General features: G+C 67.6%; 15 protein-coding genes. 4 read left to right on the top strand and 11 right to left on the bottom strand.

All coding sequences use genetic code 11. The features are described 5' to 3' along the window. Nucleotides 1–138: 138 nt before the first annotated feature. The 3 genes from BLW75_RS05715 to BLW75_RS05705 all read right to left on the bottom strand — a co-directional run bounded on the left by BLW75_RS05715 (nt 139) and on the right by BLW75_RS05705 (nt 4,756). Nucleotides 139–1,308: an alginate lyase family protein gene (locus BLW75_RS05715; RefSeq protein ID WP_034306306.1), complete on the bottom strand. Its 1,170-nt coding sequence runs from the start codon at nt 1,306–1,308 to the stop codon at nt 139–141. A gap of 132 nt (nt 1,309–1,440) precedes the next feature. Further along, the gene (locus BLW75_RS05710; RefSeq protein ID WP_091599557.1) at nt 1,441–2,466 is read right to left on the bottom strand and encodes a lactonase family protein; all 1,026 of its coding nucleotides are present in this window, start codon (nt 2,464–2,466) and stop codon (nt 1,441–1,443) included. Between the two features lie 73 nt (nt 2,467–2,539). After that, nucleotides 2,540–4,756, bottom strand: a complete 2,217-nt coding sequence (locus BLW75_RS05705; RefSeq protein ID WP_034306309.1) for a glycosyl hydrolase family 18 protein — start codon at nt 4,754–4,756, stop codon at nt 2,540–2,542. Between the two features lie 220 nt (nt 4,757–4,976). On the opposite strand from BLW75_RS05705, the gene BLW75_RS05700 reads away from it, so the two are divergent. Together BLW75_RS05700 and BLW75_RS05695 are read left to right on the top strand one after the other, a co-directional pair. Further along, nucleotides 4,977–5,579 carry an RNA polymerase sigma factor gene (locus tag BLW75_RS05700; RefSeq protein WP_034306860.1) on the top strand — a complete coding sequence of 201 codons (603 nt, stop codon included), beginning with the start codon at nt 4,977–4,979 and terminating at the stop codon, nt 5,577–5,579. Continuing rightward, on the top strand, nt 5,572–6,480 hold the full coding sequence (locus BLW75_RS05695) for a CU044_5270 family protein (RefSeq protein ID WP_034306311.1): 909 nt from the start codon (nt 5,572–5,574) through the stop codon (nt 6,478–6,480). Before BLW75_RS05700 ends, BLW75_RS05695 begins: the two co-directional genes overlap by 8 nt. 4 nt (nt 6,481–6,484) lie before the next feature. Here BLW75_RS05695 and BLW75_RS05690 read toward each other — a convergent pair whose 3' ends face one another. Beyond that, nucleotides 6,485–7,264, bottom strand: coding sequence for an enoyl-CoA hydratase/isomerase family protein (locus BLW75_RS05690; protein ID WP_034306313.1), 780 nt, complete (start codon nt 7,262–7,264; stop codon nt 6,485–6,487). 34 nt (nt 7,265–7,298) lie between these two features. Then, complete coding sequence (locus tag BLW75_RS05685) at nt 7,299–8,189, bottom strand: PaaX family transcriptional regulator (protein ID WP_091596929.1); 891 nt, start codon at nt 8,187–8,189, stop codon at nt 7,299–7,301. A gap of 146 nt (nt 8,190–8,335) precedes the next feature. On the opposite strand from BLW75_RS05685, the gene BLW75_RS05680 reads away from it, so the two are divergent. Next, entirely contained in the window at nt 8,336–9,973 is a 1,638-nt protein-coding gene (locus tag BLW75_RS05680) for an ABC-F family ATP-binding cassette domain-containing protein (protein ID WP_034306316.1), read from the top strand. A gap of 24 nt (nt 9,974–9,997) precedes the next feature. On the opposite strand, the gene BLW75_RS05675 is transcribed toward BLW75_RS05680, so the two are convergent. The 6 genes from BLW75_RS05675 to BLW75_RS05650 all read right to left on the bottom strand — a co-directional run bounded on the left by BLW75_RS05675 (nt 9,998) and on the right by BLW75_RS05650 (nt 16,989). After that, nucleotides 9,998–10,816: a carbohydrate ABC transporter permease gene (locus tag BLW75_RS05675; protein WP_034306318.1), complete on the bottom strand. Its 819-nt coding sequence runs from the start codon at nt 10,814–10,816 to the stop codon at nt 9,998–10,000. After that, entirely contained in the window at nt 10,813–11,700 is an 888-nt protein-coding gene (locus BLW75_RS05670) for a carbohydrate ABC transporter permease (RefSeq protein ID WP_241783297.1), read from the bottom strand. The genes BLW75_RS05675 and BLW75_RS05670 overlap by 4 nt, the downstream gene beginning before the upstream one ends. Nucleotides 11,701–11,707: 7 nt before the next feature. Further along, on the bottom strand, nt 11,708–12,979 hold the full coding sequence (locus tag BLW75_RS05665) for an extracellular solute-binding protein (protein ID WP_034306320.1): 1,272 nt from the start codon (nt 12,977–12,979) through the stop codon (nt 11,708–11,710). Between the two features lie 126 nt (nt 12,980–13,105). After that, nucleotides 13,106–15,211 (bottom strand): alpha-galactosidase, encoded by a 2,106-nt coding sequence (locus tag BLW75_RS05660; RefSeq protein ID WP_034306322.1) that lies wholly within the window; start codon nt 15,209–15,211, stop codon nt 13,106–13,108. A 352-nt stretch (nt 15,212–15,563) separates the two neighbouring features. Beyond that, a complete protein-coding gene (locus tag BLW75_RS05655; RefSeq protein WP_034306324.1) occupies nt 15,564–16,001 on the bottom strand; it encodes a PPOX class F420-dependent oxidoreductase in 438 nt (145 codons plus the stop codon). A gap of 40 nt (nt 16,002–16,041) precedes the next feature. Next, on the bottom strand, nt 16,042–16,989 hold the full coding sequence (locus tag BLW75_RS05650; RefSeq protein WP_034306325.1) for a methionyl-tRNA formyltransferase: 948 nt from the start codon (nt 16,987–16,989) through the stop codon (nt 16,042–16,044). 137 nt (nt 16,990–17,126) lie between these two features. Here BLW75_RS05650 and BLW75_RS05645 point away from each other — a divergent pair, with 137 nt between their 5' ends. Next, a complete protein-coding gene (locus BLW75_RS05645; protein WP_034306327.1) occupies nt 17,127–18,470 on the top strand; it encodes a lysine N(6)-hydroxylase/L-ornithine N(5)-oxygenase family protein in 1,344 nt (447 codons plus the stop codon). Nucleotides 18,471–18,499 lie beyond the last annotated feature (29 nt).

Raw genomic sequence — 18,499 nt, 5'->3', positions numbered from 1 at the left:
ACCCGCGCTCCGTGGAGTGCGATGTGAGTACTTTAGCGGGTCCCGGACGGGGGCTTGCAACCAGGGGTCACTGTGTGTCTGAGCTGGGAAAACAGTCCGTGAGGGCCGTCCTGCCGCATTCGGACGGCCCCCACGGGGTCACTGGGGGTTGCCGGCGTGGGTGAGGGTCTGCCAGGCGACGAACAGGTTGTTGGTGCCCGCCGGGCGCTGGCGGAGGGTGAGCGCCTCGGTGTTGCTCATGGTGTGCCCGAGGCGCGTGTGGAGGTGGTTGTAGCCGACCTCGGTGATCGGGCCGAGGCCGAGTTTCAGGCTGCCGCCACACAGCCACGACGGGACGGCCGCGCCCATCTGGTACTTCGCGTGGAAGCCAAGGCCTTCGCGGAGACGGTCGGCGATCTCGGGGTAGAGGTCCTGGCCCTGGATGCGGGTGGTCTCGGCGAAGTTCGCGATGGCGGCGAGTCCGTAGCCGGTGTGGGTGAAGTCCCGGCAGGTCTCCTGTGAGAGGCCGTTGACGAACGTCGTCTGGCCTTGCCAGTACTTGACGACCTTGTCGCGGGTGTCCAGGCCGCTGCCGGGAGCGGTTTTCGGGAGTGCGCCGTCGCTGGTCAGGTAGAGGTAGGCGGGCACGCGGGTGCGGAACTTCGCGACGGCCTTGTCGTAGGCCGCCTTGTCGTCGAGGAACACGGCGATGCCGATCGCGGCCTCGGTCATGCTGAGTTCCCAGTTGCCGTTGCTGTGACTGCCGTTGACGACCTCGGGCAGGTACACGTTCCGGAGCATGGTGCCGAAGCGGCCGGCGTTCGGCCAGCTCGGGTAAGTGTGCTTGATGATCTCCGCGGCGCGCGGCCACGAGGAGGCCGACCACGCCGACTGCAGGGGAGCGTTGCTGTTCGTGTGATCCTTCAGTACCGCGGACCAGGCGTCCATGATCTCGATCGCCTTGGTCGCGTATTTCGCGTCGCGCGTGATGTACCAGGCCAGCGAGAGGGAATACGCGGCGATCGCGTCTTGCCGTTCATCGGTACAGCCGATGTTCGGATTCGAATAGGAACCGCATTCGACGACGGCGCGGGGTTTCGGTGACCGGGACAAGGAAGCGTACGAACTCGACAGCATCGCGTCGTAAGCCTGTTTCCACGGCTGCGCGCCGGCCTGCACCTTGGCGCGGACGAAATCCAGTTGCGGGCGGCTGACCAGCACGCCGGGATGGCTGAAGGCGGCGGGCGCGGCCTGCGCCGGGACGTTGAAAAGGCCTAATGCCAACGGAACGAGCGTGGTCAGCGCGAGCAGTTTCCTCGGTAGGGACATGGGTCTCCTCGAGTGGGCGTGAGCCAGGTCACCGGCGGCGCGCGATTCAGTGTCATGGTCTGAACCAGTTGCGTCAAGACCTTTGTTCATCTCGAAAAGAAAGAAAGCCCCGTGTTCAGCGGGCTGAACGCATCAGTGCGGCCATGGGCAGACGAAGGCCGGGCTGCCGATCGGATAACTGCCGATCAGGCGCCAGTTCGCGCGTTCGTAGGCCTGGATGGCGTCCGCGTTCTGTGCCGCGACATAACAATGCTCGCCGACAAAGGAGAAGTGCCGGGGCCACGCGCCGGTTCGGTGGTCGGCGACGGCCTGGGGAAGCGCGGCATTGAAGGTGAACTCCGTGAGCCGCTCGGGGCCCCGGTTCGACAGGAACAGCCGGTCCTCGTGCACCGTGAGTTGTGCCGGGAGGTTCTCGCCGCCGGGTTCGAGCGTCGCGGGAACGGAACTCTCGACGGTGAACGTGCCAGGCGGCTCTTCCCGCACTGTCACCAGTGAGGCGGCCAGTTCGCCGACGATGTACGCGTGGCTCGTGCCCGGGCGCCGGATCAGCTGCCGTGGACCGGTCCCGGAGGGCAGCGCCGAGACCGACAGGGGGATCAGCTCGCCCTCTTCGCCGAGGCGGTAGCTGCGGATCTCGTCCGTGCCGAGGTCGACCGCGCTGACGAGCGTCCCGGTGTCGTCGACGACGGCCATGTGGACGTGCGCCGATTCCTGCCGTTCGGTTTTCGGGCCGCTGCCTCGGTGCTGGACGAGCGCCGTCCGCACGGTGGGCACTCCGTCCTGGTCCAGCGCGAAAGCGGCCAGGCTGCCGCCGCTGTAGTTGGCGCAGAACAGGTACCGGCCATCGGGAGTGATCGCCAGATGGCACGGATCCGCGCCGCCGGTCGGCAGGGAGTTCAGCGCCGACAGTGTGCCGTCTTCGCCGACGGCCACCGCGGTGATCGCGCCTTCGGCCGTTTCGTTCACGGCGTAGAGCACGGGGAGCGCGGGATGCGGGGTCAGCCAGCTCGGCGAGTCCAGCGCGAGCGAACCCGCCGGGGTCAGCTCCCCGGTCCGCGCGTCGCGCCAGAACGTGCCGATGCCCTCACCGCTGCCGCCGCTCGCCGCCGTGTAGGAGCCGGCGATGAGCAGAGTCCGGTCATCGTTCGCAGAAGTCACGAAGCACACTGTGCAGCAAGCCGGGGTGGAGGTGAAGCCCCTCGCGCGTGGCGCACCACGCGCGAGGGAACCGTCACTTCAGCGAGTTGTCCACTGTGGTCATGAGGGATCCGGTGTCACCGGACATCTCCCAGGCCATGACCCCGAGCAGTCCTCTGGTCTTGAGCCAGGCGACCTTTTGCTGGATGGACCAGGCGTCGTCGAAGGTCCACCATTGCCCGCCGTTGCCCGTGTAGCACGACGTGGCCACGGCCGCGGTGTCGTGCTGGACGGCACAGTTGGGGACACTGGCCAGGAGATTCGCGTAGCCACGAGTACCTGCTTCCTCGGCGAACTGGCCCGGCGCGGCTCCGGTCGCGCTCTGCCATTCGCCCTTCTTTCCGCCGTCGGCGACTCCTTGCCAGCCTCTCCCGTAGAAGGCGAGCCCGAGGGTGAGTTTCCGTGGATTGGCCCCGGCCTCGGTGTAGGCGTTGATCGCCGATTCGACACTGAACTTGAAGTTGTACGGATCGTCCGCGTCGGCGTACAGGTTTCCTTGGTGGCCGGTGCGGTTCGGCTCCCACGAGTTGTCGCTGCCGGAGCCGTGGAAGTCGTAGCCCTGCACGTTCGCGACGTCGAGGTAGTCGAAGATCTTCGGGATCTCCCAGCCGCCCTTCACCTTCGCCGGGTCGGCGGGGGTGAACGCCTGCAGTTCGTACCGTTTGCCGGTGGTCGCGCCATAGGCGTCCATCTGCGTGCGGAACTCGGCCAGCAGGGCGGTCAGGTTCGTCTTGTCGTTGGCGCTCCAGTGGTTACCTGGGTGCCCGTCGGGGCTGCCCGGCCACTCCCAGTCGATGTCGATGCCGTCGAAGATGCCCGCGGCCGTTCCCGGGCCGCCGGCGCCGCCGTACGGCTTCACGTTCCCCTTGAGGTACGTGTCGATACACGACGCGACGAACTTCTGCCGTGAAGCGGGCGTGGCCGCGACATCGGAGAAGTACTTCGAGTAGGTCCAGCCGCCCAGGGAGATGAGGATCTTCAAGTTGGGGTACTTGGCCTTGAGCTTCTTCAGCTGGTTGAAGTTGCCCCGCAGCGTCTCCCAGCCGGTGTCGCCGACGCCGTCGACGGACTGGGCGGCGGACATCGGCCGCGAGTAGTCGGCTTCCGCGTCGCCGGCGCCGTCACCCTGGTTCGGGTCCTGGGGATTCGGCGTCGTGCCCTTCGTGACGCCCGAAAGGCAGGTGTGGTTGACCGGGTCGATGTTCCCGAAGGCGTACAGCAGATGGGTCAGCTTGGCGGCGGATCCGTTGGTCACCATGTTCTTGACGAAGAACTGGCGGCCGTAGATGCCCCACTGGACGAAATAGCCGACCCGGGCGTACCCGTTCACGATGTCGCCGGTGCGAGCGCTGACGGCGGCGCTCGCCGCGGAGACGTTGTCGTACCCGTCACGGGCTTTGACCGTGAAAGAGTACGAAGTGGACGGTGAAAGCCCGGTCACCGTCGCGGTCGTTCCGGTCACCGTGGTGGCCAGCGTCGTGCCGCGGTAGACGTCGTACGAGACGACGCCGGTGTTGTCCGTGGACGCGTTCCACGCCAGGGAGATCGAGCCCGAGGTGACCGCTGTCGAGCGGAGGTTCGACGGCACGGTCGGTGCCTGGGTGTCGTCGCTCGGATTGTTGGTGGTCACCGCCAGTGCCGGGGTGGGCGGCGACTTGGCGTCCTTCCGGTCCTTGGCGACGACGGTGAAGCTGTACGCCGTGTTCGGCGTCAGGCCGGTGATCCTCGCTTCGGTGCCGGTGACCGATGCCGCCAGCGTGGTGCCCTGGTAGACGTCGTAGCCGACGACGGGCAGGGAACCCGGGGCGGCGGCGTTCCAGGCCAGCGCGGCGGTCGTGGTCGTCTTCGCCACGAGTCGCAGGTTGGCCGGGGTCGACGGCGGGGTGTCGCCGGAGCCGTCGCAGTTGGCGTCGTCGATCCGGCAGGTGGTCGGGTTGACCGCGGAGCTGAGCCGGAACGACGGGCTGTAGGGGTAGGTCGAACGGCCCGGCGCGAGGGACTTGATGTAGTACGCCGGGGTGAAGGTGACTTGGTTGCCCGTCTGGGAAACCGTGCCGTTGGAGCCGCTGGTGGCGGTCACGCCGGCGGGGACGGTGAAGGTGATGGACCAGTCGGCGACGGTTTCGCTGCTGGGGTTGGTGACGGTGTACTCGCCGGTGGTCCCGGTCAAGGTGAAAGCTGCGCGGAGGCGGCCTGCCGCCAGCGCGGGAGTACCCGCGGCCACGAGGAGCCCGGCGGCGAGGAGTGTCACGGTGAGTGCGCTGAGTAGTCTTCTTCTGGTGCGTCTCATGGCGGTTCTCTCCAAAAGAGGCGGCGAGACTGACCTGCTCGAAAGATGGCGCGTGTGGTCTAGACCACACTTGAATGTAGCGCGGAGCGCATAAAAGGTCTAGACCGATTCGTCGGTCGTGAACCCGTTCGGCCCTGGCCGCGGATAGCAGGTGACACTGACGAACGGCGAAGGGCGGTTCATGAGCTCATCAAGGGCGGATCCGGGCGATCTCGAAGACGCGGAGTTGATCGCGAGGTCGGTGACCAGGCCGGACTGGTTCTCGGTCATCTTCGACCGGCATGCCGCGCACATCCACCGCTACCTGACCAGGCGGATCGGGCCCTCGGCCGCGGAGGACATGCTGGGTGAGGCGTTCCTGATCGCCTTCCGCAAACGCGACGGATACGACACCGAACGCCGCGACGCCCGGCCGTGGCTCTACGGCATCGCGACCAACCTGGTGGCGCAGCGGCGCCGTGACGAAGTCAGGGAGTTGAAACTCCGCAAGGCCCTCGGCCCGCCACCCGACGAAGAAGGACACGCCGAACGTGTCGCCGATCAGGTGACCGCCGAGGCGATGGGGAAGCTGCTGGACTCCGCGCTGGCGGAACTGGCCGACGGCGACCGGGACACGCTCACGCTGTTCGCCGGAGAAGGCCTCTCCTACGAGGAGATAGCCACCGCGCTGGGAATCCCGCTCGGCACCGTCCGCTCTCGGCTCAACCGTGCCCGCCGAAAGGTCCGCGAGGCGCTCGGGCGCCCGGACACCACGACCGCGAAGGAGATCTCCACCCATGGATGAGCTGCAGCTGATCGCCGATCGGACGGGATCGGTACCGCTCGCGGAATCCGGCGCGCTCGGCGCGGCCCGCGCGCGATTGATGGCCGAGATCGCGGCCGCCGAGACGGAAAACGTGGTGCCGCTGCGGAAAAGGCGACGCGGAGTCTGGGTCGGTGCCGGTGCGGTCGGTCTCGCCGCGGCGGTCACCGCCGTCGTGGCGCTCGCCCCGGTCGAACAGGCCGGTCTCCAACCTCCCACGGCTGCCGCGGATCCCGTGACAGTGCTCCGGAACGCCGCCGCGGCCGCGCTGAAGTCTCCCGCCGCACCGCCGAGGCCCGATCAATTCCTCTACACCAAGACCAAAGAGCCCAACGGCGAGCGCGAATCGTGGCTTTCGGCCGATGGCACCCACGACGGGCTGATCAAGCTCGCGAACGGAAGTTCCTTCCCGCTTCCGGGCTGCCGGAACGGGCGGGCGCAAGTGTACCGGGATGACGAGCCGCTCGACGGGGTCATGGAGCCGTGCACGCCGTCGCCCGGTTATCGGGCGGATCTCCCCACCGACGCGGACGCGATGTTCGCCTACCTCAACGCCAACCACAGCGGTCACGACGGCGACTTCAACGCGATGGGCAAGGACGTCCTCGCGCTGGCGAACGAGAGTTATCTTTCGCCCGCGACCCGGGCGGCCCTGTTCGGCGCGGCGGCGAAGGTCCCAGGGCTGCGCGCCATCGACCACACCCAGGACGCGGCGGGCAGGCCGGGGGTGGGCATCACCTGGCCGCTGGGGCCGAGGGACGACGCCAAGGTGGCGAAACCGGTGGTGATCGTCTTCGCCGCCGACACGTTCCTGTATCTGGGCACGAATTCGACCGCGGTGACCGCGTCCGGCGTGGTGGACGGGGTCGGTCAGCGGCCCTAGCGGCTCAGCGGCCGGTGAAGGTCGCCTTGCCGGGGCCGTCGGCGAGGAACGACTTCACCGCGCCGCGCAGATCCTCGGTGTCGAAGAGCCCGGCGGCGATCGTCGTGATGTGCTCGTTCGCCTCGGCGACGCCGCCGTGCTCGTAGTGTTCGAGAACCTTCTTGGTGGCGGCGTGCGCCTTCGTCGGCCCCTGCGCGAGGTCGGTCGTGAAGGCGCGTACGGCCTCGTCGAAGCCGTCGATCGGAAACACCCGGTTCACCACGTTCCAGCGTTCGAGGGTCGCGGCGTCATAGGTCGCGCCCGTCATCACGAACTCCTTGGCGCGGCCGACGCCGGCGCGGGCGGCGAGCCGCTGGGTGCCGCCCATGGTCGGGGTCAGGCCGACGACGCGTTCGACCAGGCCGAATTTGGCCTTCTCGCTCGCGAGGATGATGTCGCAGGCGACCGCGACCTCGAACGCCCACGTCAGGCACAGACCGTGGGCGGCGAACACGGTGGGGAACGGGAGCGCGGCGATCCGGTCGGGGATCGCCAGCATCTCGTCGAAGAGCACCTTGGCCTCGGCCGCGCTCGCCTGGGCGTCGAACAGGGAGACGTCCACGCCGCCGCTGACGATCTTCCCCTCGGCGCGGATCAGCGCCGCGCGCGGCGGCGTGGTCTCCAGTTCGCCGATCGCCTCGCCCAGTTCGGCCTGCAGTTCCGCCGTGTAGAGGTTCAGTGGCGGTGAAGCGATGGTCAGGACGGCGAGGTCGTCTTCACGGTCGAGGCGGATCGAGGCGGCCAAGGCGGTTCCCTCCGATGGGTTGTTTTCCGTGACCCTAGTCCGACGCCGCCACGAGTTCGTCCCATTGCGCCTGTGCTTCTGGTCGCCATTCGACGTGCTTGCGGTGGAACAGGTCCGCCGCGCGCACGCCGCTCCAACCGTCGGGGAGGAGTTTTAGCGGAAGGCGCGGATCCAGGAAGGGGAAGCTGCGCCATTCGTGGACGAGTTCGGTCTGCGCGCGCAGGACGCCGCGCTCCCCGGAAGGGTGCAGACCGGTGAACCGGTCGATGAAGTCCTCGTAGCGGTCCTTGAGGTCACTGAGGTCCCAGGACCGCGCGACCATCGTCTCCTGATCGCCGACGTCACCGTAAGCGGCGGTGAACGACATCGCCTGCGCGTCGAGGCCGAGTTCCTGCACGATCTGCTGGGCTTCCCGCTGGCGGCTGAGATCCGGGCTGACCCAGACGCCGGCCACCGGCGAGCCGAACCCGGCCCACGTCAGGCGGGTGCGCAGCCTGTGCCGGAGATCCCGCTTCGCCTCGGGGACCGACACGATCAGCATCAGCCAGCGATCGTCCCAGGCCTTCTCCTCGTTGCCGAACGCGTAGATCCGTTCCGCGCCTTCGGTCAGCAGCCGTCTGCCGGGTGGCGTGAGCGACCAGCGCACTCTTCGCCCGACGCGTTCGGACACGACCCAGCCCTCGGCGGAGGAGCGGGCCAGCGCCTGCCGTGCGGACTTCTCCTCGATGTCCAGCACGCGCAGCGCTTCGACCAGCGTCGACGTCCAGATCGATTGATCACGGGGCAGGACGTACTCGCCGAGGATCGTCATCAGCAGCGACCGCGCGCTGGCATGACCGACTTCCCGCCGCCTGCTCAACGTCGGCCTACGGGTACCGCCTTTCTGCTGGTGGACGACGGGGACCGGGGTGGCGGAGTCCGCCATTTGCTGTCACCGACCTCAATGCTCGGGGATTCGTTCGGGTCCAGAAGAACAACCAGGTTACCCACGTTCCGTGATCGCTTGGATACTTGCCACTCTTCCGAGGGACCACGAGCTGTTCAATCGGCCCCCGTAGACTTACCGATCTCATGAGCGCCACACTCGTTGCCAAGAATCTCGCCGCCGGCCACGGCGACCGTGTCCTGTTCTCCGGTCTCGACCTGGTCGTCGCGCCCGGCGAAGTGATCGGTCTCGTCGGGGTCAACGGTGCGGGCAAGTCGACCCTGCTGAAGACCCTCGGTGGCCTGGTCCCGCCGGAAGAGGGCAGCGTACGGCTGAACCCGCCGACGGCCACCGTCGGTCACCTCCCGCAGGAGCCGGAACGCCGTGAGGGTGAGTCCGTCCGCGCGTTCCTCTCCAGGCGCACCGGCGTCACCGCCGCACAGGCCGCGCTCGACGCCGCCACCGAAGCGCTCACCGCGGGCGAACCCGGCGCGGACGACGCGTACGGTCTCGCGCTCGACCGCTGGCTCGCGCTCGGCGGGGCCGACCTGGACGACAGGGCGGGCGAGGTCGTCGCGGATCTCGGGCTCACCGTGAACCTCGACCAACCGATGCTGTCGTTGTCGGGCGGGCAGGCGGCCCGCGCGGGAATGGCTTCCCTGCTGCTGAGCCGGTACGACATCTTCCTGCTCGACGAGCCGACCAACGACCTCGACCTCGACGGGCTGGAACGGCTCGAGCGGTTCGTGACCGGGTTGCGTGCCGGGACCGTGCTGGTCAGCCACGACCGCGAATTCCTCGCCCGCACCGTGGATCGCGTCGTCGAACTCGACTACGCGCAGCAGCAGGTGCGGACCTACGGCGGCGGTTACGACTCGTACCTGGAGGAACGCGCCGTCGCGCGGCGGCACGCCCGCGAGGAGTACGAGGAGTTCGCGAACACCAAGGCCTCGCTCGAAGCCCGTGGCGCCATGCAGCGGTCGTGGATGGAGAAGGGCGTCAAGAACGCCCGGCGCAAGGCCACCGACAACGACAAGGTGGGCCGCAAGTTCCGGAGCGAGGCGACGGAGAAGCAGGCGTCGAAGGCCCGGCAGACCGATCGCATGATCGAGCGGCTCGAAGTCGTCGAGGAACCGCGCAAGGAATGGGAACTGCGGATGGAGATCGCCGCCGCGCCCAGGGCGGGCGCGGTCGTGGCGACCCTGCGTGGCGCGGTGGTGCGGCGGGGCGAGTTCACCCTCGGCCCGGTGGACCTGCAGATCGACTGGGCGGACAAGGTCGCGATCACCGGGGCCAACGGCGCCGGGAAGTCGACGCTGCTCGCCGCGCTGCTCGGACGCGTCCAGGTCGACGAAGGCGCCGCGTCACTCGGTTCCGGTGTGGTGGTCGGTGAGGTCGACCAGGCGCGGAAGCTGTTCCTTGGTGACCTTCCGCTGGTCGAGGCGTTCGCCCGGGAGGTCCCGGAACTGGCCGACGCCGATGTGCGGACGCTGCTGGCGAAGTATGGGCTCAAGGCCGCGCACGTGCTCCGGTCCGCGGCCACGTTGTCGCCGGGGGAGCGGACCCGGTCCGCGCTGGCGCTGCTGCAGGCGCGCGGGGTGAACCTGCTCGTGCTCGACGAACCGACGAACCACCTCGACCTGCCCGCGATAGAGCAACTGGAGTCGGCGCTGGCGGAGTATCCGGGGACGTTGCTGCTGGTGACGCACGACCGCCGGATGCTGGACGCGGTGGCGACGACGCGGCGGCTGGAAGTCGCCGACGGCAAGGTCACGGAGCTCTGAGCATTTCAGAGGACCAAACGCGGGTCAGCCCTTGGTGGCGCCGCCGGTGAGCCCTTTCACGAACTGCTTCTGCAACGCCAGGTAGAAGATCAGCACCGGAAGGGTCGCCAGGAACATCAGCGCGAACACGCTGCCGAGATCCGCCTGGTACTGCCCGATCGAGCGGTAGATCCCGGTGGTGATCGTCGTGCCCTGGCTGGGGCCGAGGATGATCAGCGGATCGATGAAATCGTTCCAGATCCACACCCCGAGGAAGATCAGCACACTCGCCGTGGCCGGGCGCAGCAGCGGGAACACGATCCGCCAGAACACCTGTGTCCTGCTCGCGCCGTCGAGCAGGGCGGCCTCCTCGAGTTCCACCGGCACCCCGCGGATGAACCCGGTGAACACGAAGACACCGAACGGCACGTAGTAGCCGACGTTGAACAGCACCAAGCCCTGGATCGTCGCCATCAGCCCGGTCAGCCGCAGCACCTCGGTGACCGGGATCAGGATCACCTGGGGCGGGATCATCAGACCCGCCAGCAGAATCAGCGTGAGCACCTTGGTCCAACGCTTGCCGGAACGCGCGAGGTAATGCCCGAGCATGGCCGACAGCACCGTCAGCACGATGATCGACAGCAGGGTGACGAGCACGCTGTTCGCCAGGCTCACCCAGAACAGGCCGTCGGGCCGCGTGAGGACGGCGTGGATGTTGGACAGCGTCGGTGGCAGCGGGACCGACGCCGGCTCCTGGGCGATCCGATCGCCGGGTTTGAAGACGTTGACGAGCACGTAGTACAGCGGCACGGCGAAGAGCGCGCTCGCCAGGATCGCCGCGGCGGGCCGGAGTTTCGTGGTCACAGGTCCACCTCCCGTCGCCGCAGGAACCGCAGCACGATCGTGGTCAGCGTCGCCACGATCACCAGCATCACCACGGCCATCGCGGACGCGTAGCCGACATGGTTCGCGTCGAGGCCGGTGGCGAGGACAGCGAACGCGATGGTGGCCGTGGTCCCGGAACCGGGCCCGCCGTTGGTGACCACCTTGACGTAGTCGTAGGTCTTGAACGCCGAGATCAGCAGGACGACGGTGTTGATCGTCAGTGACGGCGCGAGCAGTGGCCAGGTCACCGCGCGGAACCGCCGGACCGGTCCGGCGCCGTCGATCTCCGCGGCCTCCAGCAGTTCGGCCGGGACACCCTGCAGGCCCGCGAGGTACACGACCACGCAGAACCCCAGCATCTGCCAGCACACGATCGACGCGACCGAGTACAGCGCGAGGTCCGGATCCGAAAGCCAGCCCGGCGGATGCTCGACGCCGAGGGCGCGGAGCGCGTCGTTGACCGGGCCCCGATCGTCGAGCAGCTTCGTCCAGATGATGCTGACCACGACCGAGCTGAGGATCACGGGCGTGAAGAACACGCTGCGCAAAACGTTGTACAGCCGGCCTTTCCGGTCGAGCAGCACCGCGACGCCGAGCCCGAGCACGTTCGGGACGACCACGACGATCACGGTCAGGATCGTCGTGACCCGGAGCGCGGTCAGGAATTGTTCGTCCTGGAACAGCAGCCGGTAGTTCTCGAGCCCCACGAATTCCGCGGGCGGGTCGAACGGATTGTGGTTCGTCAGGCTGTAGCCGAAACTGATGAGGATCGGCGCCATGACGAAGCAGAGGTAGATGACGACACCGGGCGCGCCGAACGAGGCGAAATGCCACACCCGCGGCAGGATCGGTTTTCTCCCCATCGTGGTGTCAGCGCGCCTTCGCCCATTCGGTGTCCAGGAACGCGCACGCGTCGGCCACCGTTTTGCGGCCGGTGATGACGTCCTGCGCGGCCTGGTAGACCTTGTCCTTCATCCCCGGCAGGAGACCGTCGTCCGCGGTTTCCCAGCTGAAGGCGTTCACCACCGCGTTCTTCGCGACGGCTTCCTGATACAAGTCGTAGCCCGCCTTGAAGACCGGGCCGACCTCGGAGGGCGGCGTGTAGCCCTTGACCGCGGGGAACAGGCCGTCGGCCTTGACCGAGGCGTCGATCTGCTCCTTGTCGAGCTGGAACGCGAGCGCGAACTTCCTTGCCGCGTCGAGGTGCCGCGACTTCGCGTTGACGACGATGCCGCCACCGGTGTAAGCGGGAACGACGAGTTTTCCGTCCTCGGAAGGGAAGTTGAAGACGCCGATCTCGAACGGCGGCTTCTTGGCGTCGGCACTGGCGGCGAACCAGTTGCCCATCGGGTACATCGCGCCCTCGCCGTCGAGGAAGGCCGCCTCGGTCGCCGAGTAGTCCCGCGAGACCTGGGTCTTGTCGAGGTAGCCCTTGGCCACCAGGTCGGCGAACTTGCCGAACGCCCGCTGGAACGCCGGATCGGTGAACTTGACCTTGTCGGCTCGCCGCTGGGAAAGCCAGTCCGGTGTCGTGCCGTAGACGTCGACGCTGACCAGGCCGTCCAGCAGCATCGCGGACGGGAACCCCTCCTTGCCACCGCCGATGGTGAACGGAGTGATGCCCTTCGCCTTCAGTTTCTCCGACGCGGCCAGGAGTTCGTTCCACGTCTTCGGTGCCGACGTGATCCCGGCGTCGGCGAAGAGCTTCTTGTTGTAGTAGATCGGCGGGATGGTCTGGGTGTTGGCGGGCAGCTGGTGGTGCCCGCCCTTGATCGGGTTGGCCGCGGGGAACTGGAAGTCGTTGAGCTCCTCGGGCGTCCACGCGTAGAGGTTGCCCGATTCGGCGAAACCGGCCGAGTCGACGGCGATCGCGACGTCCGGGAACTGGCCGGACTGCAACAATTGCTTGGCGTAGCCGGTGCGGTCGGTCGACGGGGCGACCAGTTTCTTCACGCTCAGGCCGGGATTGCGGTCGGTGACGCGTTGGATCGCGGAGTCCCAATAGGACGGTGGGAGGTTCGGCGTCTCGAACGTGAGGAAGGTGATCTCGTTGCCGGATGCGCTCGTCCCGCCGCCGACCGTGCATCCGGTGAGGCTCGCGGCGAGGAGTAGCGCGGCTCCCAACGCGAAGGACCTTCTCATGCCCCAGTCACCCTTCTCGCGGTCTCATATACGACGGCATTCGATCGGATGTCTAGGGGGATGTCAAGCGGCGTTTGCGGGCCGAGAGCGCGAAAAATGGCCGATACATCTGATCTATCGCCGCGCTCAGACCTTGGTCAAACGGACTACCGCGCTGGCGAAATCTCCCTCCGGCAAACCGGGGAACAGGCCGTGTGCCAGGAGCGAGGCACCGTGCCACACCTTTCCGGTGTCCTCTTCGCGGTAGCGGGCGGAGGGGTCGAGACCGTCGAGCCGGACCGGTCGTTCGTGAGTGTGGAAATGTGCCGCTTGCCGGAACACGAAGACCACCGCGCGTCCGCCGTCGGCCGCCACGTACTGCAGCGCGGAGACGCCGTCGGTGGCAGGCGGTACGAGACGGTGGAGCCTGCCGTGCTGGACGATCGGCCGGATCTCCTTGTACAGCGCGATCTGTTCGCGCGCGTGGTCCAGATCCTCCTCGGACCACTTCACGATGTCGCCGCCGATGCCGAGTACACCCGTCATCGCGACGTGGAACCGGAAGCGCAGCGGCGTGGATCGCCGGGTGACGAAGTTGGGATCGTCGGTGACCCACGCCGACATCGCGCGCGCCGGGTACATCTGGCCGTAGCCGTGCTGGATGACGAGCCGGTCGAGCGCGTCGGTGTTGTCGGAAGTCCAGACCTGGTCCGTCCTGGCGATGATCCCGAAATCGATCCGGCCGCCACCGCCACTGCACGCCTCGATCCGCAGCTCGGGATGGCGGGCGCGCAGGCGGTCCATGATCGCGTAGACGGAGCGAGTGTGGTCCACCCACAGCCTGTCCGGATCGCTGTCGGCGGGCCAGCCCGCCTCGCTGAACGGGCGGTTCATGTCCCATTTCAGGAAGTCGATCCCGTGCGTGCCGACGAGGGTGTCCAGCGTGCCGAACGCCCACTCGGCGACGTCCGGGCGGGCGAAGTTGAGCACCAGCTGCCGCCGGAGTTCCGACCGTGTCCGATGTGGATGGTGGAGGACCCAGTCGGGGTGGGTGCGGTGGAGATCGCTGTCCGGATTGACCATTTCGGGTTCGACCCAGAGCCCGAACTTCATGCCGAGCTCGTGCACTTCCCGGACGAGAGGTTCGAGACCGCCGGGGAACTTGTCCCGGTTGACGTGCCAGTCGCCGAGGCCGGCATGGTCACCGTTCCGGGCGCCGAACCAGCCGTCGTCCACCACGAACAGTTCCGCGCCGAGCGCCGCCGCCTTGTGTGCCAGCGCGCGTTGCCCGGCCTCCGTGACGTCGAAACCCGTTGCCTCCCAGGAGTTGTAGAGCACCGGCCGGAGCTCGCCTGGATGCGGGAGGACATGACCGATCGCGTACGCGTGCCAGGCGCGGCTCGCGGCGCCGAATCCGCCGTCGGTGTACAACCCGGCGAAAACCGGTGTGGTGAGCGTGCCGCCGGGGGCGAGCCGGGGGACGACGCCGTCCTGGCCGAACCCGCCGGTCACCGTGAGGCGGCCGGTGGACGAGCGGGTGGTGGTGATCCGCCACGAACCGCTCCATGCGAGCACGGCGCTGTAGACCTCGCCGTGGCGCTCGGTCGTCTCGCCGTCGTCGAGCATCACCCAGGGATTGGCGTGATGACTCGTGATGCCGCGCCTGCTGCCGAACGTCGTTTCGCCGTGGGGAACGGGCTCGCGGAGCAGTTGGCTTTCGGCCGCCCAGCGGCCGGTGACGTGACTGATCCGGTAGTCCGGCCGGTCCGGCACGACCCAGGTCGCCGAATCGGCCCGGATGATCTCGATCGGGCCGTCCGTGCCGTCGTGGCCGAGTTCGGTCCAGCGCTCGATGACGTCGGTGCCCTCCGGGACACGGTAGCCGAGCGTGATCCGGAGGGGGTAGTGGCGATCGCGGAAGCGGACGCGCAACTGCCCGCCGTCGATCTCGTGGCCGACGTACCGCCATTCGAGCGCCCGGGTCCCGTCGGCGAACCGGACCTGGAGGGCGGGTGTCCAGTAACGGGTGCCGCCGTCGGCGGCGAGTTCGTCGAGTCCCTCGTTGGGATCGTTGAAGGCGTCCCAGCGCTCTTTGGTCCGGGGGAGCAAGTCGGCGAGCTGGTCGGCGGTGAGCGCCGGTCCCCAGTAGACATGGGAGGGTGTGTCGTCCTCGGCCAGCCTGAGCGCGTAGCTCGTGGCTGACGTGTTCATGAGCCAGGAACGGGTGTTCTCGTCGAAAACGATCTCGGCCACGAGGTCATCCTGGCGCCGGATGGTGGCGGCGGCCAGGGGGCTCCCGCTCGGCGGTACATCAGTCCGCGAGTGGGCCGTCCGATCACGAGTCCGCCGGAGTATATGAAGGCCCCCTTCCTGTACATAGGCGAAAGGAAGGGGGCCTTCATGTACTGGGCGAAGTGTGAAGGGCGAGTTTCTTCGGCTGAGCCGAGGGAAGGGGTCCTTCACGCGCTGTCGCTGTGACTGCTGGTACCTGTGGGGCGCACATGGTGATCACCGTCCGTGAAGGCCGACTTTGCCTACTTTCAGGGTAGGGAAGGGGCCTTCACGGACTCGGCCAGGCAAGGGCGGTGCCGAGACCGAAGCGACCTCAGCCGCCGACCTTCGCGATCGCCACGAAACGCTCAGGCCGCACCCGCACGATCACCTTCCCCGGCGAAGTCGCGTAGGGGAGCCAGCCGTCGATGGCCTCCTGCCCCGCTTCGCCGAGGTACCGCCGCGCGATCGACTCCGAACCCGCGCGGATGCCGTCCGGGTCCGAAACCATCTCCGCCACCCCTTCCACGCTCACGAACGAATAAGGCGGAACCGGGTCGTCGGCGACCACCGAGACGCGCGGATTCTCCTTGAGCGCCTTGCCGTTGACGGAGTCCTCGCCGAGGTTGACCAGGATGTCGTCCCCGTCGAGGGCGAACCAGATCGGGACCGCGTGCGGCCTGCCGTCCGGGCGGACCGTCGCGAAGACGGCGGTGCGGGTGCCTTCGGCGAGGAAGGCGCGGCGCTGCTCGTCGGTCATCTTCTCCGGCATGACTGTCCCTCCAGGGTGGCTGTCGAACCGTGAGCACACCCTAGGGACGCGAGGTCAGATAACCGCCCATGGTCCGGAAGTACTCGTTCGCGGCCAATTCGGTGCCGTCCTCGGTCCGCACCCGCTCGATGACGAGCCCGTGCGACCGGCCCCGGCGCGACTCCGGTCCGGCGACGATCACGACGCCTTCACCCTCACGGATGAAGATCCGGCCGGGGGTGCCGCCGTAGCGGCCCACCGAAACCGACGAACGAATCACGCGCAGCTGCTTCCCGCGGTGGTAGGTGAAGGCGTTGGGGTACGGGTCGGACTGGGCGCGCACCAGCCGCTCGATCTCCTCGGCGGGCCAGGACCAGTCGATGAGGCTGTCTTCGAGAGCGCGCTTGTGGAAGAAACTCGCCTTCGACCGATCCTGCTTGACCGGCGTGTAGTCCCCGCTCGCGATCAGCTCGATGGCCTCGGTCGTGATCGGCGCGATGAGATCGACCGTCCGGTGGAACAGATCGGTCGTCGTGTCCTTCGGGCCGACCGGCACGGAGCGCTGGAGCACGATGTCGCCCGCGTCGAGGTCGGCGTCCATCATGTGGGCGGTGAGGCCCACTTCCTTCTCGCCGTTGATGAGCGCCCAGATCAGGGGCGAGAAGCCGGCGTAGGCGGGCAGCAGCGAGTCGTGGACGTTCAGCGTGCCGTACCGCGGCATCTCGAAGATCTCGGGCGGCAGCCAGGTGCGCCAGTTGTTGGCGACGATCAGGTCGAGATCGGCTTCCTTCAGCTCCGCCAGGAGTTCCGCGTCGTCGGGACGCTGCCGAAGCAGCGCGCGGATCCCGTTGGCCTCGGCGAGGTCCGCGACGGAATCGGACCAGATCTTCTCGTAGGCGTGGTCACTCTTCGGGTGGGTGACGACGAGGGCGACGTCGTGCCCCGCGTCGATCAACGCCCGCAGGGTGCGGTGTCCCCAGGTCTGGTATCCGAACATGGCGACCCGCATGGGACCGGCCTCCTCCTGGTCGAGGGATGAACATCACCACTAAAAGTACTAGTTGAGCCTCACCTAACTTAGGTTAGGGTTCCCTGGTCTTTGTAACGAAGTACCGAGATGCGGCTGAGCCGCGCTAGGGGTTCAAGATGGCACGAGCAGTGGTCGGTGAACGGGTTCCGGTCTACGACGTGGTCGGGGTCGGGTTCGGTCCCTCGAACCTCGCGCTCGCCATCGCCGTCACCGAGCACAACGCCGCGCCGGGGGCCGAGACCGTCACGGCCCACTTTCTCGAGCGTCAAGCGCGTTTCGGCTGGCACCGCGGGATGTTGATCGACAACGCGACCATGCAGGTCTCCTTCCTCAAGGACCTGGCGACGATGCGGAACCCGACGAGTTCCTTCAGCTTCCTGTCGTATTTGCACAGCAAGGACCGATTGGTCGATTTCATCAACCACAAGAACCTGTTCCCGTTGCGGATCGAGTTCCACGACTACTTCGAATGGGCGGCGGAAAAGGTCGACGACCTGGTTTCCTACGGCACCGAAGTGCTCTCCGTCACGCCGGTGTTCGATGGCGACGAGATCGTGTTCTTCGACGTGCACGCCCGCACCGACGGCGAACTGGTGAACCTGCGCGCCCGCAATCTGGTGATGGGCACCGGTCTGCGGCCGAACCTCCCCGAGGGTGTGACGCCGGGCACACGGATCTGGCACAACAGCGAACTCCTGCACCGGCTGGAGGGGATGGCCGCCGAGGAGCCACGCCGGTTCGTCGTCGTCGGCGCCGGCCAGAGTGCGGCCGAAGTGAGCGCGCTACTGCACGACCGCTTCCCCCGGGCCGAGGTGTGCGCGGTGTTCGCGCGGTACGGCTACAGCCCGGCCGACGACAGCGCGTTCGCGAACCGGATCTTCGACCCCGAGGCGGTCGGACGGTTCTACGATGCGCCGGAAGCGGTCAAGGATCGGCTGATGCGCTACCACGGCGCGACCAACTATTCGGCCGTGGACATCGAACTCATCGACGAGCTGTACCGGCGTGTCTACCGCGAGAAGGTGCAGGGGATCGAGCGGCTGAAGCTCATCAACGTCTCCCGCCCCACCGAGGTCACCGACACCGGCACCGAAGTGCGGGTCACCGTCGAAGCGCTGGAGACCGGGGAGCGGACCCGGCTCGACGCCGACTTCGTCGTGTACGCCACCGGGTACAGCCCGGCGGATCCGACGCCGTTGCTCGGTGAGCTGGCGTCGGCCTGCGCGCGTGACGACGAGGGCAGGCTCCGCGTCGAACGCGACTACCGGATCGTCACCGAGCCGCCGCTGGACGGCGGGATCTACCTGCAGGGCGGTACCGAGCACACGCACGGCATCACGTCGTCGCTGCTGTCCAACACCGCCGTCCGGGTCGGCGAGATCCTGCAGTCCATTGTGGATCGCCGGGCCGCGGGCGTGTCCCGGCCCGAGTACGCGGTGAGCGGGACCGGGCCCGCCTGAGGCACGGACGATCCCGAAAGCACTGAACG

The sequence above is a fragment of the Amycolatopsis lurida genome (genome assembly GCF_900105055.1).
In the GTDB taxonomy this organism is placed as follows: domain Bacteria; phylum Actinomycetota; class Actinomycetes; order Mycobacteriales; family Pseudonocardiaceae; genus Amycolatopsis; species Amycolatopsis lurida.
Note: the sequence above shows the minus strand (reverse complement) of the source record. Positions and strands in the feature narration are given on the sequence as shown.